The organism is Sphingomonas sp. 77B (assembly GCF_056497825.1).
On sequence record NZ_JBWMBY010000001.1, the window covers coordinates 3,477,152 to 3,499,770 of the forward strand.

Here is a 22,619-nt window from a genome sequence, read left to right on the forward strand (position 1 = left end):
ATCAGCGTGCCTTTTCGACATAAGCGCGCGCCGACACGGCGACATCCGCCGCCGGCTTGCCCGCGCGATAGAGATGGGAGCCCAGGCCGAACCCGTCCGCGCCGTGCGCGCGCCACTCGGCCATGTTGTCGGGCGTGATGCCGCCGACCGCCAGTACCGCGACATCGCGCGGCAGGACGGCGCGCTGCGCCTTGAGGAAGGTGGGCGAGGCGCCCTCGGCCGGGAACAGCTTCAGGCCATGGGCTCCGGCCTTCAGCGCGGCAAAGGCCTCGGAAGGGGTGAAATAGCCGGGCAGCGAGATCAGGCCTTGCGCGACGCTATGCGCGATCACGTCCGTATCGGTGTTGGGCGAGACGATCAGCGTACCGCCCGCCGCCTTGACCTGGTCGACCTGTCCGGTGGTCAGCACGGTGCCAGCACCGACGATCGCCTTGTCCCCGACATGCGCGGCGATGGCGGCGATGCTGTCATAGGGATCGGGCGAGTTGAGCGGTACTTCGATCAGGGTGAAGCCCGCCTCGACCAGTGCGTCGGCGACGGGGATCGCCTCGGCAGGGGTGAGGCCGCGAAGGATGGCGACCAGCGGGCAGGCGGCAAAGGCCCTGGCGAAGCTCTGGGCGGGGTCGGTCATGACAAATGCTCCCGAATGGCGTGAAGTCCGGCAAGGAAACCGGCATGGCTGTCGAGCGCGACGACGGTGCCGCCCCGCGCCTGGATCCCGATGGTGTAGAGGTCGGCGAGCAGGCCGCTGGACAGCAGGTGCACGGTCTGGCCCGCCATGTCGGGCACCGCGCCGACGTCGCTGCCGATCAGCAGGCCGCTTGCATAGGCCGCCGCATCCTCAGGTGCGATCCGGCCGAGCAGGACCGAGGCGCGCACCCCGAACAGCGCCGCCGTCAGGTCGCACGCGCCGCTGCCCCGCGCCAGCCCGTCGCGAAAGGCGGGGCCGTCCGCGACCGGGCCATCGAGCATGCCCGCGAGGATGCCATGTCCCTTGACGAGCGCGAACAACTCGCCGGTCATCGTGGTGGCGAAATCGGTGATCCGGCCGCCCTTCACATGCACCCATTTGTTGTGGGTGCCGGGCTGCGCGAACAACGCATCGGCGGGGGCGAGACCGGCCGCTACAGCGCCCAGCACCTGCACCTCTTCGCCGCGCATCACATCGGCGCGCGTGTCGGTCAGCAGCGAGACGCCGGGAACGATGGTCACGTCCGCATCCTCGATCCGGGTCGCAGCCTTTGCCAGGCTGGCGAGGTCGGCGGGGGCGGGAATATAGGCCGCCTCACGCCAGCCGCGTGTCGAGCCGACCATACCCGCCGCGATCACCGGCAGTTCACCGAAGCGCGCGCGGATCGCCGCGATTTCGGCGGGATAATCCTCGGCCTTGATTGCCAGCACGCCGCGATCGTCGCGTATCGTATCCAGCATCGTGCCATCGGATCCGATGACATAGCATCGCCGGTTGGTCGTACCCCAATCGATCGCGATATAGGCAGGCGTCACGTCTGATGGCACGGCGGGCACGCCCTCTCCTGATATTTTTCTATGAGGATTTGTAGGACAATAAAGCCGCCGGTGCAAGCGGCACGACCGCGCCGTGCGGGTCGAAAGTGATGCTGCGGGGATGACGCCCGGCCCATATCGGCCTACATCGGGGGCATGTACCAATTCGACATCGCCGCCGGTTCGAAGGCGGAGCTTTACCGCGATCTCCACGCCGCGCTCGACGCGCTGACGGCCGGGGAGGGAGATGCGGTCGCCAACATGGCCAACGCCGCCTCGCTCATCTGGCAATATCTGCCCGATCTCAACTGGGCGGGCTTCTATCGCATGGTCGGCGGCGAGCTGGTGCTCGGGCCGTTCCAGGGCAAGGCTGCGTGCATCCGTATTCCGGTCGGCAAGGGCGTGTGCGGCACCGCCGTCGCCGAGGCGCAGACGCAGCGCGTGGACGATGTCCATGCCTTTCCGGGGCATATCGCCTGCGACGCGGCCAGCCGTTCGGAACTGGTCGTCCCGCTCTTGGTGGACGGCGCAGTGATCGGCGTGCTCGATCTCGACAGCCCGGAGCCGGGCCGGTTCGACGAAGAGGACCAGGCGGGCTGCGAAGCCTTGATGGCCCTGCTCGCCCCGCGCCTGGCGGCGATGGCTGACTGACCCGTTTCGGGACGCTTGGCGCTGCTGTCGATGGACGCAGGGCGTTGGTAGAAAACCTTGTTCCGGTTTGGGCGTTGAGGAGGCGTCGCCGCTCTGAAAGGGGGGCATTGAACAGGGGAATATATCTGTCATGCGAAGCTCTTCGCGCCTGATCGTCCTGACGCTTTCCGTCCTAGCCAGTGGGCCTGCCATGGCGCAGGTGGGGGCCCGCTATCCGCGTCCCGATCTCGCCTCCGAACCCGTGCCGATGCGTGCGCCGACATCGGTCGTTCGTACGGACACGGTCGGTATCCCGCCTGCACGAGGCGATCGCTGGGGCAGCCGGGTCGGCGGACGCTGGTGGGGTGGGGCGAATGCGCCGGGCGGCTGGCCCGCCTATCGTCGTCCGGTACGCGGCATGACGGTGCCCTCTTATTGGAACGATCGGCGATTCGGGGTGGATGACTGGGCGGTCTATACCCTGCCGCAGCCGCCGGTCGGGTATCACTGGTCGCGCTATTATGACGATGCGGTGCTGCTCGACGATCGCGGCTCGGTCTATGACAGCGTGTACGGCGTGAACTGGGACGGTGGACCGGACTATGCCTATGCGCCCCCGCCGCCCCGACGTGATGACGGGCTTGGCGGTGCCGCGATCGGTGCGGTCGCGGGCGGGGTCGCGGGCAATCTGATCGCCGGGCGCGGCAATCGGCTAGGTGGTACGCTGATCGGTGCGGGCGTCGGTGCGGCGGCGGGCTATGCCATCGACCGGGCCGAGGATCGCGGACGGCGCATGGCGCCGGGTTATGACGATTACAGCTATCAGGACGGCTATGCGCCGCCCCCGCCCGACATGGGCCGGCGCGTGGTGACGCGGGACGGTACGACGATCACCACCACCACGACCGTCGGTGCGACCGGGGCGCTGGACTCCCCACGCTCAGGCTATTATGCCGATGGATATTATTATCCTGCTCCCACCGTCACGACGGTTGTGGTACAGGGTGCTCCAGTTACCACGACGACCACCACGACCGAGTTCGTGCGTTTCGCTCCGCGCCGCACGCGAGGGGGCAGCAAGCTGGTTCGTCGCTGAAGCCTTCCCCCAGGGGGGATTTCAGCCCGAGAGACGCCGGGCTGGAAATCGGGATGCCGCTCCGAATCTCCCACGGGGCGGCATCCTTCTCATCGCACAATCGATTCCGGGTCAGCGACCGCCAAAGGTGACGAGGCTCTCCGCGCCGTCCGCCGCGATCGCCGAGACGCCGATGAAATGGTCATCGACGGGGACCTGGGTCAGCACCGTCCTGGTCTCGGTCACGTCGCGCGCGTCGGTCCAACCGGCCACGTCGTTGCGCCGCCAATGGACGCGGTAGCGAACCGCCCCCGGCACCGCGGGCCATTCGACCTGGGTGTCGCGCGACAGGGCGCCGCTGATCGTCACCTTGTCGGGCGCGGGCGGCGCGGCGGCGAGGCGGGCCAGCGTCGCGATGTTGATCGCGGTGACTTTCGCCAGATAGGGGAAGTCCATCTTGTCGATCGTGTCGCCGTAAGCGATCGTCCCTTCCTTGCGCAGGTCCTGGTGCTGGGCGTCCCAATCCTCATTGGCGACGGAGAAGCGGACGGCGGGATAGCCGAGCTTCAGGAACGGCTCGTGATCGCCGCCGCGCCCGAAGCGATCGGGGCGCCGATCGACGAATACGTCCAGTCCGCTCAGCTTGTCGGCGATGCCGTCGATCGCCTTGGCCAGCGCGCGGCTGGGGCCGTCATCCTCGCCGCCATTGCCGCGCCGCTGCATCTGCTGGGGCAGGTCCTCCGAGGCGCGAATACCCTCGGAGAAGACGCGGACCCAGCGTGCCTCGCGCACGCCGCCCTGGCCGATCGTATTGCCGACGATATCGTTGTTGAGCATCGCCGAGACGCGCCAGTTGCGCGCCTTGGCCGTGTCGGCGAGCAGCGTGGAGCCCCACAACCCCTGTTCCTCGCCCGAGAAGACGGCATAGACGATGGTCGCGTCGAATTGCTGTTTCGACAACTGGCGCGCGGCCTCCAGCACCAGCGCCACGCCCGAGGCATCGTCATTGGCGCCCGGCGCGTCCGAAGTCGCGTCCATCACATCGGTCACGCGGCTGTCGATATGCGCGCCGACGATGACGACGCGGCTGGGGTCGCGCCCGCGCTGGATGCCGAGTACGTCCTCGACCATTACCCCGTTCGGCGCGCGCGGGCCGGTGAAGCGGCGGTTGATCCGCTCGACGGTGATGCAGCCGTTACAGCCTTGTCCGATCGTCTCGAACTGCCGCGCGGCCCAGTCGCGCGCGGCACCGATGCCGCGTTTGGGATCGGTGGTGATGGAGGCGGTATGGCGCGTGCCGAAGCCGACCAGGGCTTCGACGTCGGCCTTCAGGCGAGCAGGGGAGGGAGCGACGGCGGGCGTCGCGGCGGCGGCGAGCAAAAGCGGCAGGATCATCACGCCAGACTGGCCGAGTGGGTAGGTTGAGGCAAGTGGCGGATTTCATGCCCTAACCTGGCCCGTCATCACAAGGCGCAGCGAGGCAATCCGGAGTGTCTCGGCGCGTCCTGTTAAGGGAGTGACGTAATTCGAAATGCGGGCCGGCGCTGCGTTCCGGCGGCGTATTCGTCTTCGGACAGATAAGAGATTACGACAGCCGGGCGTTCACGGGCAAAGGCTTCGCTCCGTCCGATGCGGCCTCCGCCAGATGGGTCAGGATCACCCGTTCCAGGGTATCCAGCGCGTCGGCATAGCTGTGCGAATCCGTTGCCAGCGCCTCGATCGCAAAACCGCATCCGCGTGCGGCGGCGCGGAAGGCGACGCCGGTCGCGTCCCCCTGTGCCACGATGATCGCCGCATCCTCGGCCCAGCCATGGATCGCGCGGATCAGCGGCGCGGCGGTGGCGTCGAGCGGCGAGGGAGGGGCGGCGATCTTGGTCAGCCCCTGGCGTAGCTTGCCCAGATCGACCGCCCCGCGTGCCAGCCGCAGCCATTCGGCCGGGTTGACCAGCTTCTTCGCATAATGGCGGCGGATCGCAGCGGCGGGGGGCAGGGTGTCGGGCTCGTCCGACAGCCATGGGTTGGATAGCAGCACCTTGGCGAACCCCGCCTCCGCGCCGAACATCGCCAGCGCGGCTGCCGCGTCGCAATTGCCGAAGCCGATGACACGGGTCAGGTTCGCGGCGTCGGCAAAGGCATCGACCGCGGCGGCAATGTCGGGGCCGCTCGATGCCCAGCCGCCATTGATGCCCTCGCTGTCGCCGACCCCGCGTCGGTCGAAGCGGACCACCGGAAAGCCACGGGCGGCGATCCGAGCGGCCAGCATCGCCTGGCCCCGGTGCGCGCCCATGCGCGGCTCATTGCCGCCGGAGACGATCATCAGCCCGGTGTCGCTGTGCGCTTCGTCCAGCGTGCCGAACAGCGTCACGCCCTCGCAGGGAAAGGAGATCAGCCTTCGCATGACGCGATCCACTGCGCGATATCCTCGGCCAGCCGGGCGGCGAGTTCAGGGTCTTCCTGCGGTTCGGCCCGCCGCCAGGGCGGTACGGCATCGATCAGGCGGTCGGCTGGGGCGCGATCGTGCCCCAGCCGCACGACGCGGCGCGGCACGCCGGGCGGGGCAAAGGGCTCTGCCCCCGCCAGTCCGGCGAGGAAGTGCGGCGAGACCCGGTTGCCCGCAACCCGTACGGGCGACTCCGCGCCGAACACGCCATGCCCGTCGCCGCGAAGCCCGGCCGCTGCACGCACCCGGATCACGTCGCGCAGCACCGCTTCGCCCGTCATCGGCGTCAGGTGCCAGCGCCCGGCCAGCAGCGCAAAGCCGTCGACCAGCGCGCCGCCCCGGATCGACACGGCGTAACAGCGCCGGTCGCCCAGCGCCTCGGCGGCCGCCTGATGCGCGTCGCGCCATTGCAGGAGGCTGGCCTTTTCGGTGTCGATCAGGCTCTCGCCCGTGCCCGGCCAATCGGGCAACGCTCCGCCGATGCCGTGATCGGCCAGCCGCCGCAGCACCGCCACCGCCAGGCTGCGCGTCCGGTTCGCCTCTTCCCAAAAGGGCATCGCGACCAACGCGACTGGCCCCTGCGCCGGGCCGAAGCGCAACATCGCCTCACGCCCGCCGGGCCAGTCATAATAGTCGATCAAGCGCCCGCCTTGGATTGCGCGAAGGCGACGAGCTGGCCGAACGTCTCCAGCATTTCGCCGTCGACCTCGTCATCTTCGATCAGGATGCCCAGGCGATCCTCCAGCTCGGTCAACACGCCCGCCACCGCCATCGAGTCCAGCTCGGGCAGCGCGCCGAACAGGGGCGTGTCCGCGTCGAAGCCGTCCACCCGCTCGGCCGACAGGCCCAGCACATCGACCAGCACGCCGCGCACCGTCGCTTCCACTTGCCCGTTCGTTTGGAGTTCCAAACCCTGTCGCCCTGCTCGTTGTAATGTTTGCGACAGCGTTAGTGCGGCGGCGGGCGTTGGGCAACGGGTGTTGGACCTGCCCCTTCGCGCCGGGTTGGGTAGCTGACGCACGAGCCCTCCTGCCTTTGGGAGGGGCCAGGTGTGGGACGGAGGGCGTGGCCAAGGCAAAGCCCCCTCCCGCAGGCGGGAGGGGGTTGGGGGAGGGGACGCGGTGGGTTTCGGTGTCCTGACGGTTGTTGTCTGGTTCCGTAGGGGGGCAGCCTTTGGGGAGAGTGCAGGAGACTCAAGCCCTCCCCCAGCCCCTTCCGCCTGCGGGAGGGGAGAGGTGTGGGACGGAGGGCGTGGCCAAGGCAAAGCCCCCTTCGGCCTGCGGGAGGGGATAGGTATGGCCAAAGGCCGCATGCCAGTGGAGGGGCCGATCCCCGGACCCGCCGCTCGACTTTGCCTTGTCGTCTCTAGTAGATGGCGCGCATGATCCTCGATCCGACTGCTTATCCGATCGACCATGCCTTGCGCGGGGCGGGCGATGCCCCTGCGCTGCTCGACCGCGATGGCGGACTGAGCTTTGCGAAAGCGGAAGACGCCGTCGCGCGGCTGGCGGGATGGCTGGCGGCGCAGGGGTTCGTACCCGGCGCCCGTGTGGCAAGCTGGCTGCCCAAGACCCGCACGGCCGCGCTGATGCCGCTGGCCGCGCCGCGTGCGGGGCTGGTCCATGTGCCGATCAACCCGCTGCTCAAGCGCGGCCAGGTCGCGCATATCCTGGCCGATAGCGGCGCGACGATGCTGCTGACCCAGGCCGCGCGCGCCGCGACGCTGGAGGCGGGCGATGTCCCGCAAGGCGTGCCGGTTATGACCGAGGCGGGTGAGGGCGATGCCTTGCCCCGGTCGGCGGCCGATACCAATGCGCTGGCGGCGATCCTATACACCTCCGGCTCGACGGGGCGGCCCAAGGGGGTGATGCTGAGCCATGCCAATCTCTGGTACGGCGCGGTATCGGTCGCCCATTATTTAAAGCTGGCGCCCGATGATCGGGTGCTGGGCGTGCTGCCCTTCAGCTTCGATTATGGCCAGAACCAGCTGTTTTCGACCTGGGTCGCCGGGGGCGCGGTCGCGCCGCTCGACTATCTGACCCCGCGCGACGTGGTGAAGGCGGTCGCGCGCCACGGTGCGACGACGCTGGCGGGGGTGCCGCCGCTCTGGACGCAGTTGCTGGGTATCGACTGGCCGCAGGAGGCCGTCGCCTCGATCCGGCGGCTGACCAATTCGGGGGGCGCTTTGACCCCGCGGCTGGTGCGGGGGTTGCGGGCGTTGTTCCCGGCGGCGGACCTCTATGCAATGTACGGCCTGACCGAGGCCTTTCGCTCGACCTATCTCGACCCCGCGCTGATCGATGCGCATCCCGATGCGATCGGCCGCGCCATTCCCTTTGCCGAGGTGATGGTGCTGCGCCCCGATGGCAGCCGTGCGGCACCGGGCGAGCCGGGAGAGCTGGTCCATGCCGGGCCGCTCGTCGCGCAGGGCTATTGGCGCGATGCCGAACGAACCGCGCAGCGCTTCCGCCCGACACCGGACCATGCGCGTGCGGTCTGGTCGGGCGATACGGTGGTCGAGGGGGCGGACGGCCTGCTCCGCTTCGTCGGACGCGATGACGAGATGATAAAGGTCGCTGGCAACCGGATCAGCCCGCAAGAGGTGGAGGAAGCGGCGCTGGCCGATGGCGAAGCGAGCGAGGCGGTGGCCTTCGGCATCCCCGACGAAGCGCAGGGGCAGGCGATCGTCCTGGTGCTGGGCGGCGATCCGATGCAGGAGCCAGCACTTCGCAGCCGATTGAAGCGCGACCTGCCCAATTTCATGCAGCCGTCGCACATCGCCTGGGCCGAGGCGCTGCCCCGCAACGCCAATGGCAAGCTGGACCGCGCCGCGCTGCGCCGGGACTGGACCGACAAGGATACGACCTCATGAAACCGATGGGGCCGATCCCGCCCGAATTCGCCGCACAGACGGGCGCGCTGACCATCGCCGGGCGGAGCGCCGAGGCGTGGATGGAGGGCAGGGAAGGGCCGGTCTTCGTCTATGACCGCGCGATCGTCGCCAGCCGCGTCGCACGGTTTCGCGCCGCCTTCCCGTCGATCGATCTTCATTACGCAATCAAGGCCAACCCGTTCGCACCCTTGCTGGCGGCGATGGCGCCCATGGTCGACGGGTTCGACGTCGCTTCGGCGGGCGAACTCGCCAAGGTTTCGCCGCTGGGCAAGCCGATCAGCTTCGCAGGGCCCGGCAAGCGCGATGCCGAGCTGACGGCTGCGATCGTCGCAGGCGTGACCCTCAACCTGGAGTCCGAGGGCGAGGCCCATCGCGCGCTGACGATCGCGGATGGGCTGGGCGTGCGCCCGCGCCTGGCGGTTCGGGTGAACCCCGATGTCGAGCTGCGCGGCTCGGGCATGAAGATGGGCGGGCGGCCATCGCCCTTCGGCATCGATGCCGAGCGGGTGCCCGCACTGGTGCGCGAGCTGATCGCGGCGGGTGCCGACTGGCGCGGCTTTCACATCTATGCGGGCAGCCAGGCGCTCGATCCGCAGGCGATCATCGATACGCAGGCCGCCACCATCGCGCTGGCCGCCCGGCTGGCGGACGAGGCGGGGCACGCGCCGCCGCTGGTCAATCTGGGTGGCGGATTTGGCGTACCCTATTTCGCCGGGGACAAGCCGTTGCCGGTCGAAACGGTCGGGCAGGCGCTGGAACAGGCGCTCGCTTCGCGCCCGGCGATCCTGGCCGACAGCCGCTTCGCCATCGAGCTTGGCCGCTGGCTGGTCGCGGAGGCCGGGGTCTATCTGGCGCGCGTCATCGATCGCAAGTACAGCGGCGGCGAGACCTTCCTGATCCTCGACGGCGGGTTGCACCACCAGCTGGCGGCCAGCGGCAATTTCGGCACCGTCGTCCGGCGCAATTATCCGCTGGCGGTCGCCCATGCGATGGGGGCCGAGGCGGTGGAGACGGTATCGGTCGTCGGGCCGCTTTGCACCCCGCTCGACCGGCTGGGCGACCGGGTGGCGCTGCCTGCGGCGCGGGTCGGCGATATCGTCGCGATCTTTTTGGCGGGTGCCTACGGAGCGACGGCCAGCCCTGCGGCGTTTCTGGGGCATCCCCCGGCCGACGAGATTATCGGCGGATCGGCATAACGCTCTGTTCACCTCTTGGGTGGCATAGCGATATTGCGCAATTTGCCTTTCGTCTCCGTACCCTGGGAGGCGAAGGGTTCAGGAGTACCATTCGCATGGCATCGTTCGCCCGCCCCCTCTTGTTCGCAGGCCTTTGCGCCTCGACGCTGACCGCCTGCTCGACGGCCGTGAAGAAGCCCGAACTGCCGTCCGCCGGATATGTCGCGCGCAAGGAACAGCCGGGCGAGGAATATGTCATCGGCCCGCTCGATACCCTGAACATCTTCGTCTGGCGCAATCCCGACCTGTCGACCAAGGTGCAGGTCCGCCCCGACGGGCGTATCACCACGCCGCTGGTCAACGACATGCCCGCCGTCGGCAAGACGCCCGCGATGCTGGCCGACGACCTGAAAAAGGCGCTGTCGGAATATGTCTCCAACCCGATCGTGTCGGTGATCGTCGAGAATTTCTCCGGCACCTATAGCCAGCAGGTGCGCATCGTCGGCGCGACCGAGCGGCCCGCGTCGATCCCCTACCGCGCCAACATGACGCTGCTCGACGCGATGATCGCGGTGGGCGGACTGAATCAGTTTGCGGCGGGCAACAAGGCCAAGCTGGTGCGCACCGATCGCGATACCGGCAAGCAGCGCGAATATGCGCTCCAGATCAACGACCTGCTGCGCAAGGGCGATTCGAGCGCCAATGTCCGGCTGGAGCCGGGCGACGTCATCATCATCCCCGAATCGATGTTCTGAGGCAGCGCGCGGGTGTCGAGCATTCAGGACGAGATCAGGATCGCGATCCACGCGATATGGATACGCCGCTGGCTGGCGCTGGCGGTGGCGTGGACCGTGTGCATATTGGGGTGGCTGTTCGTCGCCCAGATCCCCAGCAAATATGAATCCCGCGCGCGCATCGCGGTCCAGAATTCGCAATTGCTGCCTGATGGCATGTCGACGGGGCCGAACAGTCAGATGGACTCGGTCGATCAGGTCCGCCAGACGTTGATCTCGGCGATCAACCTGCAAAAGGTGGTGCGCGGCACCGACCTGGCCAGCACGGTGTCGAGCGACGCCGATGTCGCGGCGCGGGTCGCGCAACTGGCGCAGGCGATCAAGATCGAGAACCAGCAGGACACGATCTTCCAGCTGACCGTCACCCAGTCCAGCCCCAAGCTGGCGCAGCAGGTCGCCCAGAAGCTGATCGACATCTTCGTCGAATCCAACCTGATGGGTGATCGCAACAATACCAGCCAGAGCCTGGCCTTTCTCGACAAGCAGTTGAACGAACGCCAGAAACAGCTTCAGATCGCCGAGGCCAAGCGCGCGCAATATCTGAACCAGTTCGCGGGCGGCCTGCCGGGCACCGGATCGGTCGCCGACCGGATCGGCCTTGCCCGCTCGCAGATGGCGCAGGTCGACAGCGATCTGGCGGCGGCACAGTCCAGCGTCGCGGCCGTGCAGGGCCAGCTGGCGGGCACTCCCCGGACGGTAAGCGAAGGCGGCGGCGTCGCGGTCAGCCCGGCACGCGCGCGGCTGGCGGCGATTCAGGGCCAGCTCGCCGATGCGCGGGCCCGCGGCTATACCGAGAACCATCCCGACGTCATCGCGCTCAAGAACCAGCTGGTCGCCGCTCAGGCCGCGGTAAAGGCTGAGCCCGCAGGGGCGGGACCGGCGGGCCAGCCCAATCCGCTCTACATGTCGCTCCAGTCGATGGCGGCGGAAAAACAGTCTCAACTCGCCAGCCTGAAGATCCGCAAGAGCCAGTTGCAGAACGACTTGGATCGCCTGAACGCCAGCCTGGCGACCGATCCGCAGGCCGCCGCCGCGCAAGGCGCGATCGACCGGGATTATCAGGTTCTGAAAGACAGTTACGACCAGCTGCTGCGGCAGCGTGAGCAGGTGGCGCTGCGTGGTCAGGCGCAGAACCAGACCGACTCGATGCGCTTCAGCGTGATCGATCCGCCGACCTACCCGCGCGCGCCCGCCTCGCCGAACCGCCTGCTGTTGCTCAGCGGCGTGTTCCTGGCCGGATTGGGGCTCGGGGTCGGATCGGCCTTTGCCTTGTCCAAGCTGCGCCAGACCTTCACCACGCCGGAATCGCTTCAACGAACGCTGGGGATGCCGGTGATCGGCGCGATCGGCGAAGTCGTCACGAGGAACCAGGCGACGGCGCGGGCGCGACGGATGAAACTGTTCCTTGGCGGGACGGCGGCACTGGGCGCGGCCTATGGGATGGTCCTGGCAATCGAGCTATTACAGCGGGGAATGGCCGCGTGAACGAAACGGTGAAACCCTCCAGACCCCGCCGGGAACCTTCGCTGCTCGAACGGGCGGCGAAAGTGTATGATTTCCAATCCTATGTCCGTGTGCCCGAGCTTCGCGACGCGCCTGCGCCCGAGCCGCTACCCGAGCCCGAGGGGGCAGAAAGGACGCCGCCCGCCGGGCCGATTGATGCGGCCCCGCCGATTTCGCGGCAGGAGCCCGAATCCGCTTTTGTCGAACCCGCTCCCATCGACCCCTCGCTGAGCGCGATCCCGGCCGAGTTCCTGGCGCGCCCCGGCGATGACGAGTTCCTGGCCACGGAATATGATCCCGGCATCTCCGATGTCGCGATGGTCGACCGCGCGATGCTGGCGGAAAACGGGATGATCGTGCCCGGCGCGCCGATCGGGCCGCTGGCGGAGGAGTTCCGGCTGGTCAAGCGCCAGCTCATCATCACCAGCCAGCGTCTGTTCGACGGCGGTGACGAGGACAGGGCGCGGGTCGTCCTGGTCTGCTCCGCACGGCCGCAGGACGGCAAGACCTTCTGTTCGGTCAACCTGGCTTTGTCGCTGGCGGCGGAACGCGATACCGAGGTGCTGCTGGTCGACGCCGATGTCGCCAAGCCCGACGTGCTGGGGCGGCTGGGGCTGTCGGAGGGGCCGGGGCTGCTGGATGCGCTGGTCGACGGCCAGATCGATGTCGAGTCGCTGGTGATGCAGACCGACGTGCCGCATCTGGCGGTACTGCCCTGCGGCACGCGGACGGCGAACGATACCGAGTTGCTGGCCTCGGCACGGACGCGCGCCGTGCTGCAGCGGCTGTTGTCCGCCAATCCGCGCCGATTGGTGATCTTCGACTCGCCGCCGGTGCTGGCCGCGTCGCCCGCCTCAGTACTGGCGATGCTGGCGGGGCAGGTGATGATGGTGGTTCGCGCGGATCGTACGCCGGAGAGCGAATTGACCGCGGCGATCGGGTTGCTCGATGCGTGCGATCATATCCAGCTGGTGCTGAACAGCGTTGCCTTTGTGCCGGGCAGCCGCCGGTTCGGCTATTACGGCAAATATGGGAAAGACGGCGCATCGTAATGGGGATGCGGCCCACCCTGACGGTCATGATCTGCACGCTGGCCGTGTGGCCGAGCGCGGTCGCCGCGCAGATGCAGGGCGCGCCGCTGGCCGGGGGCGCCGTGCCGGGCTCCGCTTCTGCTACGCCCGGTGCGACCGCCACCGACCAGACGGCGACGGGGGATGGATCACGCGCCGCCGCGCCCCAGCGCCGCCGCGCGCAAGTCACCCCCTATGTCGAGCTGGGGCAGGTCCTCGTCGCCGATCTGACGGGCGGCGATGCGGTGACCTATACGACGCTGGCGGCGGGCGTGAACGCGCAGGTGCAGACCGCACGGGCGCAGGGCCAGGTCAGCTATCGTTACGAGCACCGCATCGGCTGGGGCGACCGGGCGGGGGACGGGGATATCCATAGCGGCCTGGCGCGTGGGTCCTATGCCCTGACGCGCGAATTGCGGCTGGACGCCGGTGCGCTGGCGACGCGGACCCGTGCGGATATCCGGGGCGCGGCCCCCGGCGTGCTGGTTGGCGATGTCGCCAATATCTCGCAAATCTATTCGGTCTTTGCGGGGCCTTCGCTCACCACGCGGGCGGGGCCGGTGCAGATCGGGGCGAATTATCGGCTGGGCTATACGCGCGCCGAAACGCCGGGGCTGGGCGGGCTGGCGCCGGGGCAGCCCCGGCTCGACTATTTCAGCGACAGCTGGAACCAGATCGCGACGGTCAGCGCCACCGCACGGCCCGGTGCCGTCGCGCCCGTCGGCCTGTCGGCCAACGCCGCCTATGAGCGCGACGATGCCGGGCAACTCTCCCAGCGTTACGAAGGTTGGTTCGTGCGCGGCGACGTGCTGAAGCCCATTTCGCCCTATGTCGCGGTGACCGCCGGTGTCGGCTACGAGCGCATCGAATCGAGCCAGCGCGACCCGGAGGTCGACGCCGCCGGTCGCCCGCTGGTCGACAGCCGGGGCCGGTTCATCACCAATCCCACCGGCCCGCGCCGCATCGCCTATCGCACGGACGGCGTGTATTATGACGCGGGCGTGATCTGGCGACCTGATCGCCGCACCTCGGTCGAGGGGCATGTCGGCGAGCGTTACGGCTCGCTCAGCGTCACCGGCCTGGCCCGTTACCAGGCATCCCGCGACATCGTCTTCCAGGCGGCGCTCTATGACGGCATCCAGACCTTCGGGCGTCAGTTGCGCAACGGCCTTTCCTCGCTGCCCACCGATTTCGTCGAGACGCGTGATGCCTTTGCGCAGCAGTTCAACGGCTGCACCTTCTCGGCGGGTGGCACGTCCCCGGGCGGATGCCTGAACGGCGCGCTGCAATCGGTGCAGACCGCGGTCTACCGGGCGCGCGGATTTGACATGGCGGTGTCGTACCAGCGGGGGCGTTCCACCATGGGCGTCGGGCTGGGCTATACCAGCCGCCGCCTGTTCGCTCCCGACGGGGCACCGGGCCTGATCGTGTCGGGCGTGGAGGACGACAGCTATTACGGCCAGATTTTCCTCGGTCGTGCCTTTGGTCCCAATTCGGGGCTTAACGTTAATGGCTTCGTTAACTATTACGTCTCTAGGTTGGCGGGAGCCGAGGACGTGGTATCGCTGGGGACGACCGCCAGTTATTACCGCAACTTCGGTCGGCTCGGAACAACCGCGTCGGTTGGATTGTACCACTTCCAGGTCGGCGACCTGTCCAGTGCCCTGTCGGCACAGGCCCTGATCGCCGCACGGTATCAATTCTGACCGGCCGAAAGGCACGATGATGTACGAGACCCATTTCGGTCTGGGCGAACGCCCGTTTCAATTGACGCCGGACCCGCGTTTCTGGTTCCAGACGGCGACCCATGGCAAGGCGATGGCCTATCTGGGCTATGGGCTGGCGCAGGGTGAGGGCTTTATCGTCATCACCGGCGATGTCGGCGCGGGCAAGACCACGCTAGTCGGTCATCTGGTCGAGACGCTGGACACCAAGCGGCTGCGCGTCCTGCATATCGTGTCGACCGCGGTCGAGCCGCAGGACCTGTTGCGTGTGCTGGCCGGGCAGTTGGGCGTCGATGCGCAAGGGCTGACCAAGGCCGCGCTGCTCACCGCGATCGAGCGTGCACTGAACGGCGTCGCGCGTGAGGGCCGCCGCATCCTGCTCATCGTCGACGAGGCGCAGGCGCTGCCGCTCGCCTCGCTCGAAGAACTCCGCATGTTGTCCAACTTCCAGGCGGGCGGCCATGCGCTGCTCCAGATCCTGCTGGTCGGACAGCCCGAATTTCGCGAGCGTCTGCTCGGCTCGGCCGCCGTCGAGCAACTGCGCCAGCGCGTCATCGCCATCCATCACCTCGACCCGATGGAGCCCGAGGAAGTCCCCGACTATATCGCGCACCGCCTGGCGGTCGCGGGCTGGACGGGGCGGCCCGATTTCGCCGCCGATGCCTTCGATGCGCTCTACGACGCATCCGGCGGCGTGCCGCGCCGGTTGAACGTGCTGGCGGGCCGCGTCCTGTTGCAGGCCGCGATCGAGGGTGTCGAGCTGATCGGCCGCCAGACGGTCGAGAGCGTCGCCGCCGACATGGCCGCCGATATGGGTGCAGGGCGCGATGCCCCGATGCCCATCGCGGCCGAGCCCGAACCCGTGGCGCCGATCTTCAACACGTCCGCACGGCTGGGCGATCCGCTGTTCTCGGCGGGCACGCTGCGAAGCGGATTGAATCTGAACGGCCATGCTGCCGATCCGATCACCCGCGTCATGGCCGAGAGCCCGGAGGCGCCGCGCGGCACGCACCGTGTCGTCGCTCCGCCGCCCGCGCCCGAACCCGTGTCGCTGCGTCCGATCCCCGAGCCGGCCGCACCCCGGCCGCCGGTCGTGGAGGAAAAGCCCGCGCCTGCCGCCGAACCGTCGCCGGTCGCCGCGCTGGAAACGCGTGTCGCGCAACTCGAAGCCCGGCTGGAACAGCAGGAGGCGGCTTTGCGCCGTGTGCTGACCCTGCTGGTCGACTGGTCCGAGATCGACAATCGTGGCGAGGTCCGTCGCGAAGCCGGTGCCACGATCCGACCGGGAGCCTGGGGCCATGCCGCCTGAGGTCAAGGCAAAATCCCAGACAAAGACATTGCCGCTCAACGGCATGTCGGTCGATGTCGAGGAATGGTTTCAGGTCGGGGCGTTCGAGCGGACGATTGACAAGGGCGACTGGGACCGGCTGGACAGCCGGGTCGAGGCCAATACCGATGCCGTCCTGTCGCTGTTCGCCGAGACGGGGACGCGCGCGACCTTCTTCACGCTGGGCTGGGTGGCGCATCGCCATCCGGGGCTGATCCGCCGGATCGTCGATGCGGGGCATGAGATGGCCAGCCATGGCTGGGACCATCAGCGCGTCTTCACCATGACCGCCGACCAGTTCCGCGCCGATCTGGCCCGCGCTCAGGCGGCGATCGAGGATGCCAGCGGCCAGGCCGTCACCGGATATCGCGCTCCGAGCTTCTCGATCGACCAGCGCACCCCCTGGGCACATCCCGTGCTGGCCGAGGCGGGTTATCGTTATTCCTCCAGCGTCGCGCCGCTACGCCACGACCATTATGGCTGGGCCGAGTCGCCGCGCTATGCCTGGCGGCCGCTGACGGATGCCGACCTGATCGAGCTGCCGGTGACGGTGGCGCAATGGGGTAGCAGGCGGCTGGCGACCGGCGGTGGTTTCTTTCGGATGCTGCCCGCCAAGCTGACCGATATCGCGGTGGGGCAGGTCAATCGCGACCGCCACGGCGCGATCTTCTATTTCCACCCCTGGGAAGTCGATCCCGACCAGCCACGCGTCGCCCATGCGCCGCTCCGCTCGCGCATCCGTCATTACAGCCGCCTGAGCGCGATGGCGGGCAAGCTGCGCGGGCTGCTCGGCCGTCATGACTGGGGCCGGGTCGATCAGGTCGCGGCCGAGGAAGCGGCGCGGCTGGCATGAGCGCCTTGGCGCCGACGATCCTCGTCGCCGATCTGGCGAGCGAGGCCGAGTGCGCGCGGATCGACGCCTTTGTCGCGGGACAGGCGGAGGGAACGCCCTTCCATCTGACCGGCTGGCTGAAGGCTGGCGCGAAAGGGTGCGGCCAGACGGCGCATTATCTGCTCGCGGAACGAGCGGACGGCGCGATCATCGGCGCGTTGCCGCTCAGCGAAATCCGCTCGCCGCTATTTGGCGCGGCGATGGTGTCGACCGGCTTCGGTGTCGATGGCGGCGTGCTGGGCGAAGGCGTCGACGCATTGGCGGAGGCGGCCTGGGCCTTGGCTGCTGACAAGGGCATCGAGTCGGTCGAGTTGCGTGGCGGCCCCGTGCCGGGCGGCTGGACGGCCGATGCGGAGAGCTATCTGGGGTTCGTCCGTCCCATCGCGGCGGATGACGAGGCCGAGATGAAGGCCGTTCCCCGCAAGCAACGCGCCGAATTGCGCAAGGCGCTGGCGCAGGATCTGGAGGTCGTCACCGGCCGCGATCCCCGGATGCTGGCCGAGCATTACCGAGTCTATGCCGAGTCCGTCCGCAATCTCGGCACACCCGTCTTCCCGGCGAAGCTATTCCGCGAGGCGGTGGCGCGGCTCGACGCCGATGTGCTGACCGTGCGGCATAGCGGACGGGCGGTGGCGAGCGTGCTCAACCTCTATCACGGCGGCACCGTCTATCCCTATTGGGGTGGGGGCACACAGGCCGCGCGGGGCTTGCGCGCCAATGACCTGATGTATTTCGCGCTGATGCGCCACGCCCGGCAGCGCGGGTGCCACAGCTTCGATTTCGGCCGCTCGAAGGTCGGGACGGGGGCCGCGGCGTTCAAGAAGAATTGGGGGTTCGAGGGGCAGCCGCTGGTCTATGCCAGCCGCAGCGTTCACGGCCCGCGCGCGATCAATCCGCTCAACCCCAAATATGCGTTGATGATCGCGGTGTGGAAGCGTCTGCCCGTCCGTGTCGCGCAGATCGTCGGGCCGCCGATCGCGCGGGGTCTGGGTTGAAGGACCTGCTGTTCCTCGCGCACCGTGCGCCCTTTCCGCCCGATCGCGGCGACAAGATCCGCAGCTATCATGTGCTGCGCCATCTGGCCCGCGACTGGCGCGTCCATCTCTGCGCCTTCGCCGAACAGGCGGCGGAAGAGGAACTGCCGCCCGAGCTTCGCGCCGAACTCGCCAGCCATCACATCCTGCGCCGCACCAAACCGATGCCCGTGGCGGGGGTACAGGCGCTGGTGACCGGCAAGCCCGTATCGCTGACGGCCTTTGCTCATCCCGGCATGACCCGCGCGGTGGCGGACATCCGGGCGCGCCATCCGATCGCCGCGACCTATATCTTCTCCGGCCAGATGGCGCAGTATCGCGGGGCCGAGCCGACGATCATGGACATGGTCGATGTCGACTCCGCCAAATTCGCCAGCCTCGCCCAAACTGCCGGGCCGGGCATGCGCTCCGTCCTGAAGCGTGAAGCCCGGTTGCTCGGCCGCTATGAGCGTTACGTCGCACAGTCCGTCGCCGCGACCCTGTTCGTCAGCGAGGCCGAGGCGGCGCTGTTCCGCTCCGGTGGCGGGCGCGGCCATGTTCTGGCGGTCGAAAACGGTATCGATGCCGCGCACTATGACCCTGCCATCGTCGATCCCGGCGAATATGACGGCCCGTTGATCGTCTTCACCGGGCAGATGGACTACCGCCCCAATATCGACGCGGTGACGCGCTTCGCCGAGCAGATCCTGCCGCTGGTCCGCAAGGCCTGTCCGACGGCGCGCTTCGCCATTGTCGGCCGCGCACCGACCCCGGCGGTGCGGCGGCTCGCCAGCGACGCGGTGCTCGTGACCGGCGAGGTGCCCGATACTCGGATTTGGCTGGCCCGCGCCGCCGTCTGCGTCGCCCCGCTCGATCTGGCGCGCGGTATCCAGAACAAGCTGCTGGAGGCGATGGCGATGGCGCGGCCCATCGTGGCGTCGGTGGCCGCGGCGGAAGGGATCGACCATGGCGGCACGATCGCGGTCGCAGGCGACGACCACGACTTTGCCGATCACGTCATTGCCGCTTTGAACGGCCCGGTCGACAAGGGCGCGGCGCGAGCGCGGGTCCTGGCGCGCTATGACTGGAGGGCGCGGCTGGCGCCACTCGACCGACTGCTGGGGAACATCGCATCGTGAGCGCAGGGGACATGGCAGGTACGGAGGAACAGGTCGGGCCGGGGCAGGGGCGCTGGCCCTATCATCTCGCGCTGCTGGCCGGGGTGGCGCTGTTCGTCCTGCTGCTGTTCCGCACCGATGTCGCCCATCTGGTCGATATCTGGTGGACCAGCACCACCTATGGGCATTGCTTGTTCATCGGGCCGGTCGTCGGCTGGCTGATATGGCAGCGCCGGGTAGAATTGTCGCGACTGACCCCGACCGCCTGGTGGCCGGGGCTCTTCGCGGTGGCGGGCGGCGGGCTGCTCTGGCTGCTCGGCGAGTCCGCGACCGTCGCGCTGGTCCGCCATCTGGGACTGGTCGCGATGCTGGAAGGGGCGGTCTTGACGCTGCTCGGGCCGATGGTGGCGCGGGGGATGCTGTTCCCGCTCGCCTATGCCTGGTTCCTGGTGCCGTTCGGTGCCGAACTGGAAAGGCCGCTCCAGCAGGTCACCGTATCGATCGTGATGCCGCTGCTCGACTGGAGCGGCATTCCCGCTTCGGCCGACGGCGTGTTGATCCATGCGGGCCGATACTGGTTCGAGGTGGCGGAGGCCTGTTCGGGATCGAAGTTCGTGCTCGCCATGGTCGCCTTCGCCGCACTGGTCGCCAATCTATGCTTCCGTTCGCCCTGGCGGCGCGCGATCTTCATGATCGTGTCGCTGATCGTGCCGGTGCTGGCCAATGGCGTGCGGGCCTGGGGGACGATCTTCGCCGCCGACAAGACCTCGATCGAGGTGGCGGGCGGGTTCGACCATATCGTCTTCGGATGGGTGTTCTTCGCGATCGTCATGGCGGCGGTACTCGCGATCGGGTGGCAGTTCTTCGACCGCTCGCCCGATGACCCGGCCTTCGACCCGGCACGGTTGTCGGCCATGCCGCGCCGCCGGATCGACCCGCTGATCGCCGCGCTGCTGGCGGTGGCGATCGCGGCGGTCTTCCCCAGCTGGAGCGGTTTCGCCGGATCGCGCGCGGCGGTCCTGCCCGGCAACATGGCGCTGCCCGATGTGCCCGGCTGGACCCCGGTGCAGCAGCTGACGCCCTGGAGCCCGAACTATCCCGGTGCGGATGCCGTGCTCTTGCGCAGCTATCGCGACGGCGAGGGCCATCAGGTCGATCTGGCCGTGGGCGTCTTCGCCCGCCAGCAGGAGGGCGGCAAGCTGGGCGCGTTCGGGACCGGCGTGCTGCACGAGGATGATCGCTGGATTCGCGTCGCCGATCTGGGCGACATCGCGGGCGGCGATGCCATGCGGCTGACCACGACGGGGCCGACCGGCCAGCCGGTCGAGCGTGACGTTGCGACATGGTATTGGATCGGCGATACGCTGACCCCGGATATGCGGCGCGTGAAACTGGAAACGATGAAGGCCCGGCTATTGGGGCAGCGCCAGACGGCGGTGGCGGTGCATGTGTCGAGCGAGGGCGACGACCCGCGCGCGATTCAAGCCTTCGTCCGCGCGCTGGGGCCGGTCGCCGCCTTTGCCGACCGGCTGACGGGAAGGCGCTGACCCTCCATGTGCGGTATCGCCGGTCTCTTCCATCCCGCCACGCCCAAGCCGGTCGATCCCGCCCGGCTGCGCGCGATGATCGGCGCACAGGCGCATCGTGGGCCGGACGGGCAGGGGATCTGGACCGCGCCCGGCGTCGGTTTCGCCCATGCCCGGCTGTCGATCATCGACGTGGCGGGTTCGCCCCAGCCGATGGTCGATGGCGAGGTGGCGGTCTGCTTCAACGGCGAAATCTATAACTACCGCGAGTTGCGCGAGGAATTGCGCGCCAAGGGTGCGGTCTTCCACACCGACGGCGACACCGAAGTGCTGGTCCATGGCTGGCGGCATTGGGGCCCGTCGATGCTCCACCGGCTGGTCGGCATGTTCGCCTTTGCCGTGCATGACGCAAAGGCCGGAGCGCTGTTCCTGGCGCGCGACCGACTGGGGGTGAAGCCGCTCCACTGGGCCGAGCTGCCCGATGGCGCGGTCGCCTTCGCCTCGGAGATGAAGGGGGTGCTGGCGCATCCGCTGTTCCGCCGCCGCCCCGATATCCGCGCGGTCGAGGATTATCTGGCCTTTGGCTATGTGCCCGACGACGCCAGTATCGTGGCCGGTATCCACAAGCTGCCCGCCGGGCATTTCCTGCTGATCGAGCGCGGACGCGCCATCCCCGCCCCACGCCAATGGTGGGACGTCGACTTCTCCAACCGCGAAGGCGGGTCGGCCGCGCAGCTGGGCGAAGGACTGCTGGCCCGGATGCGCGAGGGTGTGGTCAGCCGCATGGTCGCCGATGTGCCGCTGGGCGCGTTCCTGTCGGGCGGCGTCGACAGCTCGGGCGTGGTCGCCTTGATGGCGGAGGCATCCCCGCGTGCCGTCCGCACCTGCACCATCGGCTTCGACGAAGCGGGCCTGGACGAGCGCAGCCATGCCCGTATCATCGCCCAGCGCTTCGCCACCGACCATGCCGAGCGGGTGGTCCAGCCGGACGACTTCGCGCTGATCGACACGCTGGTCGCGCAGTTCGACGAGCCCTTTGCTGATGCCTCGGCACTGGCCACCTATCGCCTGTGCGAGATGGCGCGCCAGCATGTCACGGTCGCGCTGGCGGGAGACGGCGCCGACGAAATCCTGATGGGCTATCGCCGCCACATCTTCCATGCGGGCGAGGAGCGGGTGCGCGGTCTGTTCCCGGCGGAGTTTCGCCGCAGCGTGTTCGGGACACTGGGTCGCCTCTATCCCAAGGCCGACTGGGCGCCGCGCCCCCTTCGCGCCAAGACGACGCTGCAGGCGTTGGGGATGGACGGCGCGGAGGCCTATGCCCGCGCGGTCGGCGTGACGGGGCCTGAGGCGCGCGCGCGGCTATTCTCCGCCGAGGCGAAGGCGGCGCTGGGCGGACACCGGGCGGAGGATCGCTATATCGCCGCGATGCGCGACGCGCCCGCGCGCGGTGCCATCGACCGGGTGCAATATGCGGACATGAAGATCTGGCTGCCCGGCGACATCCTGACCAAGACCGACCGCATGTCGATGGCGGTCGGGCTGGAAGCGCGTGAGCCGCTGCTCGACCACCGGCTGGTCGAATATGCCGCGCGCCTGCCCGTTTCGATGCGATTGCGGGGCGGCCAGGGCAAGTGGCTGATGAAGAAGGTGCTGGAGCCCTATCTGCCGCGCGATATCCTCTACCGGCCCAAAATGGGGTTCGTGACGCCGATCAGTGCGTGGTTCCGCGGCGCGCTGGCGGATGAGGCGGCGCGGCTGGAGAAGTCCGGTCTGCTGCGGGAAACCGGCTGGTTCGATCTGACCGAAGTCGGTCGACTGGCGGCCGACCACCGCAGCGGGCGCGCCGAGCACGGCCGGACCCTGTGGCAGATGCTGATGCTGGAGCGCAGCCTGGCGCGATTGTTCGCCTAAATCCTCCCCGGCACGGGGG

At 68.5% G+C, this 22,619-nt stretch carries 20 protein-coding genes; 14 read left to right on the forward strand and 6 right to left on the reverse strand.

The window, feature by feature from the left end:
* Position 1 precedes the first annotated feature (1 nt).
* Positions 2 to 631: a 2-dehydro-3-deoxy-6-phosphogalactonate aldolase gene (locus AC1GI4_RS16310; RefSeq protein ID WP_479630200.1), complete on the reverse strand. Its 630-nt coding sequence runs from the start codon at positions 629 to 631 to the stop codon at positions 2 to 4.
* On the reverse strand, positions 628 to 1,518 hold the full coding sequence (locus tag AC1GI4_RS16315; RefSeq protein ID WP_433910161.1) for a 2-dehydro-3-deoxygalactonokinase: 891 nt from the start codon (positions 1,516 to 1,518) through the stop codon (positions 628 to 630). Before AC1GI4_RS16315 ends, AC1GI4_RS16310 begins: the two co-directional genes overlap by 4 nt.
* A gap of 144 nt (positions 1,519 to 1,662) precedes the next feature.
* Between AC1GI4_RS16315 and AC1GI4_RS16320 the strand changes: the two genes are divergently transcribed.
* On the forward strand, positions 1,663 to 2,157 hold the full coding sequence (locus AC1GI4_RS16320; RefSeq protein ID WP_294271338.1) for a GAF domain-containing protein: 495 nt from the start codon (positions 1,663 to 1,665) through the stop codon (positions 2,155 to 2,157).
* A 130-nt stretch (positions 2,158 to 2,287) separates the two neighbouring features.
* The gene (locus AC1GI4_RS16325; RefSeq protein ID WP_479630201.1) at positions 2,288 to 3,232 is read left to right on the forward strand and encodes an RcnB family protein; all 945 of its coding nucleotides are present in this window, start codon (positions 2,288 to 2,290) and stop codon (positions 3,230 to 3,232) included.
* 111 nt (positions 3,233 to 3,343) lie between these two features.
* On the opposite strand, the gene AC1GI4_RS16330 is transcribed toward AC1GI4_RS16325, so the two are convergent.
* From AC1GI4_RS16330 to AC1GI4_RS16345, 4 genes are all read right to left on the reverse strand, one after another.
* A complete protein-coding gene (locus tag AC1GI4_RS16330) occupies positions 3,344 to 4,606 on the reverse strand; it encodes a M20/M25/M40 family metallo-hydrolase (RefSeq protein ID WP_479630202.1) in 1,263 nt (420 codons plus the stop codon).
* 190 nt (positions 4,607 to 4,796) lie between these two features.
* Positions 4,797 to 5,609 (reverse strand): hydrolase 1, exosortase A system-associated, encoded by an 813-nt coding sequence (locus AC1GI4_RS16335; RefSeq protein ID WP_479630203.1) that lies wholly within the window; start codon positions 5,607 to 5,609, stop codon positions 4,797 to 4,799.
* Positions 5,597 to 6,292: an alpha/beta hydrolase family protein gene (locus AC1GI4_RS16340; protein ID WP_479630204.1), complete on the reverse strand. Its 696-nt coding sequence runs from the start codon at positions 6,290 to 6,292 to the stop codon at positions 5,597 to 5,599. Before AC1GI4_RS16340 ends, AC1GI4_RS16335 begins: the two co-directional genes overlap by 13 nt.
* Positions 6,289 to 6,537, reverse strand: coding sequence for an acyl carrier protein (locus tag AC1GI4_RS16345; protein ID WP_479630205.1), 249 nt, complete (start codon positions 6,535 to 6,537; stop codon positions 6,289 to 6,291). The genes AC1GI4_RS16340 and AC1GI4_RS16345 overlap by 4 nt, the downstream gene beginning before the upstream one ends.
* Positions 6,538 to 7,032: 495 nt before the next feature.
* Here AC1GI4_RS16345 and AC1GI4_RS16350 point away from each other — a divergent pair, with 495 nt between their 5' ends.
* The 12 genes from AC1GI4_RS16350 to AC1GI4_RS16405 all read left to right on the forward strand — a co-directional run bounded on the left by AC1GI4_RS16350 (position 7,033) and on the right by AC1GI4_RS16405 (position 22,600).
* The gene (locus tag AC1GI4_RS16350) at positions 7,033 to 8,523 is read left to right on the forward strand and encodes an acyl-CoA ligase (AMP-forming), exosortase A system-associated (RefSeq protein ID WP_479630440.1); all 1,491 of its coding nucleotides are present in this window, start codon (positions 7,033 to 7,035) and stop codon (positions 8,521 to 8,523) included.
* Positions 8,520 to 9,740, forward strand: coding sequence for a pyridoxal-dependent decarboxylase, exosortase A system-associated (locus AC1GI4_RS16355; RefSeq protein ID WP_479630206.1), 1,221 nt, complete (start codon positions 8,520 to 8,522; stop codon positions 9,738 to 9,740). The genes AC1GI4_RS16350 and AC1GI4_RS16355 overlap by 4 nt, the downstream gene beginning before the upstream one ends.
* Positions 9,741 to 9,835: 95 nt before the next feature.
* Positions 9,836 to 10,474, forward strand: coding sequence for an XrtA/PEP-CTERM system exopolysaccharide export protein (locus AC1GI4_RS16360; protein ID WP_433910169.1), 639 nt, complete (start codon positions 9,836 to 9,838; stop codon positions 10,472 to 10,474).
* A 12-nt stretch (positions 10,475 to 10,486) separates the two neighbouring features.
* The gene (locus AC1GI4_RS16365; protein ID WP_479630207.1) at positions 10,487 to 11,998 is read left to right on the forward strand and encodes an XrtA system polysaccharide chain length determinant; all 1,512 of its coding nucleotides are present in this window, start codon (positions 10,487 to 10,489) and stop codon (positions 11,996 to 11,998) included.
* A gap of 62 nt (positions 11,999 to 12,060) precedes the next feature.
* Positions 12,061 to 13,068, forward strand: coding sequence for an AAA family ATPase (locus AC1GI4_RS16370; RefSeq protein WP_433910171.1), 1,008 nt, complete (start codon positions 12,061 to 12,063; stop codon positions 13,066 to 13,068).
* The gene (locus tag AC1GI4_RS16375) at positions 13,068 to 14,792 is read left to right on the forward strand and encodes a hypothetical protein (RefSeq protein ID WP_479630208.1); all 1,725 of its coding nucleotides are present in this window, start codon (positions 13,068 to 13,070) and stop codon (positions 14,790 to 14,792) included. The genes AC1GI4_RS16370 and AC1GI4_RS16375 overlap by 1 nt, the downstream gene beginning before the upstream one ends.
* Positions 14,793 to 14,811: 19 nt before the next feature.
* Positions 14,812 to 16,119, forward strand: coding sequence for an ExeA family protein (locus AC1GI4_RS16380; RefSeq protein WP_479630441.1), 1,308 nt, complete (start codon positions 14,812 to 14,814; stop codon positions 16,117 to 16,119).
* Positions 16,109 to 16,990 (forward strand): XrtA system polysaccharide deacetylase, encoded by an 882-nt coding sequence (locus AC1GI4_RS16385; protein WP_479630209.1) that lies wholly within the window; start codon positions 16,109 to 16,111, stop codon positions 16,988 to 16,990. The genes AC1GI4_RS16380 and AC1GI4_RS16385 overlap by 11 nt, the downstream gene beginning before the upstream one ends.
* Positions 16,987 to 18,024: a FemAB family XrtA/PEP-CTERM system-associated protein gene (locus AC1GI4_RS16390; RefSeq protein WP_479630210.1), complete on the forward strand. Its 1,038-nt coding sequence runs from the start codon at positions 16,987 to 16,989 to the stop codon at positions 18,022 to 18,024. The genes AC1GI4_RS16385 and AC1GI4_RS16390 overlap by 4 nt, the downstream gene beginning before the upstream one ends.
* Complete coding sequence (locus tag AC1GI4_RS16395) at positions 18,021 to 19,181, forward strand: TIGR03087 family PEP-CTERM/XrtA system glycosyltransferase (RefSeq protein ID WP_479630211.1); 1,161 nt, start codon at positions 18,021 to 18,023, stop codon at positions 19,179 to 19,181. Before AC1GI4_RS16390 ends, AC1GI4_RS16395 begins: the two co-directional genes overlap by 4 nt.
* Positions 19,178 to 20,707, forward strand: a complete 1,530-nt coding sequence (xrtA, locus tag AC1GI4_RS16400) for an exosortase A (protein ID WP_479630212.1) — start codon at positions 19,178 to 19,180, stop codon at positions 20,705 to 20,707. Before AC1GI4_RS16395 ends, xrtA begins: the two co-directional genes overlap by 4 nt.
* A 6-nt stretch (positions 20,708 to 20,713) precedes the next feature.
* Positions 20,714 to 22,600: an XrtA/PEP-CTERM system amidotransferase gene (locus AC1GI4_RS16405; RefSeq protein ID WP_479630213.1), complete on the forward strand. Its 1,887-nt coding sequence runs from the start codon at positions 20,714 to 20,716 to the stop codon at positions 22,598 to 22,600.
* Positions 22,601 to 22,619 lie beyond the last annotated feature (19 nt).

Excerpts from the sequence above, each read along its gene's own strand:
- AC1GI4_RS16310 (WP_479630200.1), bottom strand. The coding sequence starts at position 631 with ATGACCGACCCCGCCCAGAGCTTCGCCAGGGCCTTTGCCGCCTGCCCG.
- AC1GI4_RS16320 (WP_294271338.1), top strand. The coding sequence starts at position 1,663 with ATGTACCAATTCGACATCGCCGCCGGTTCGAAGGCGGAGCTTTACCGC.
- AC1GI4_RS16325 (WP_479630201.1), top strand. The coding sequence starts at position 2,288 with ATGCGAAGCTCTTCGCGCCTGATCGTCCTGACGCTTTCCGTCCTAGCC.
- AC1GI4_RS16330 (WP_479630202.1), bottom strand. The coding sequence starts at position 4,606 with ATGATCCTGCCGCTTTTGCTCGCCGCCGCCGCGACGCCCGCCGTCGCT.
- AC1GI4_RS16335 (WP_479630203.1), bottom strand. The coding sequence starts at position 5,609 with ATGCGAAGGCTGATCTCCTTTCCCTGCGAGGGCGTGACGCTGTTCGGC.
- AC1GI4_RS16350 (WP_479630440.1), top strand. The coding sequence starts at position 7,033 with ATGATCCTCGATCCGACTGCTTATCCGATCGACCATGCCTTGCGCGGG.
- AC1GI4_RS16355 (WP_479630206.1), top strand. The coding sequence starts at position 8,520 with ATGAAACCGATGGGGCCGATCCCGCCCGAATTCGCCGCACAGACGGGC.
- AC1GI4_RS16360 (WP_433910169.1), top strand. The coding sequence starts at position 9,836 with ATGGCATCGTTCGCCCGCCCCCTCTTGTTCGCAGGCCTTTGCGCCTCG.
- AC1GI4_RS16375 (WP_479630208.1), top strand. The coding sequence starts at position 13,068 with ATGGGGATGCGGCCCACCCTGACGGTCATGATCTGCACGCTGGCCGTG.
- AC1GI4_RS16380 (WP_479630441.1), top strand. The coding sequence starts at position 14,812 with ATGTACGAGACCCATTTCGGTCTGGGCGAACGCCCGTTTCAATTGACG.
- AC1GI4_RS16385 (WP_479630209.1), top strand. The coding sequence starts at position 16,109 with ATGCCGCCTGAGGTCAAGGCAAAATCCCAGACAAAGACATTGCCGCTC.
- AC1GI4_RS16390 (WP_479630210.1), top strand. The coding sequence starts at position 16,987 with ATGAGCGCCTTGGCGCCGACGATCCTCGTCGCCGATCTGGCGAGCGAG.
- AC1GI4_RS16405 (WP_479630213.1), top strand. The coding sequence starts at position 20,714 with ATGTGCGGTATCGCCGGTCTCTTCCATCCCGCCACGCCCAAGCCGGTC.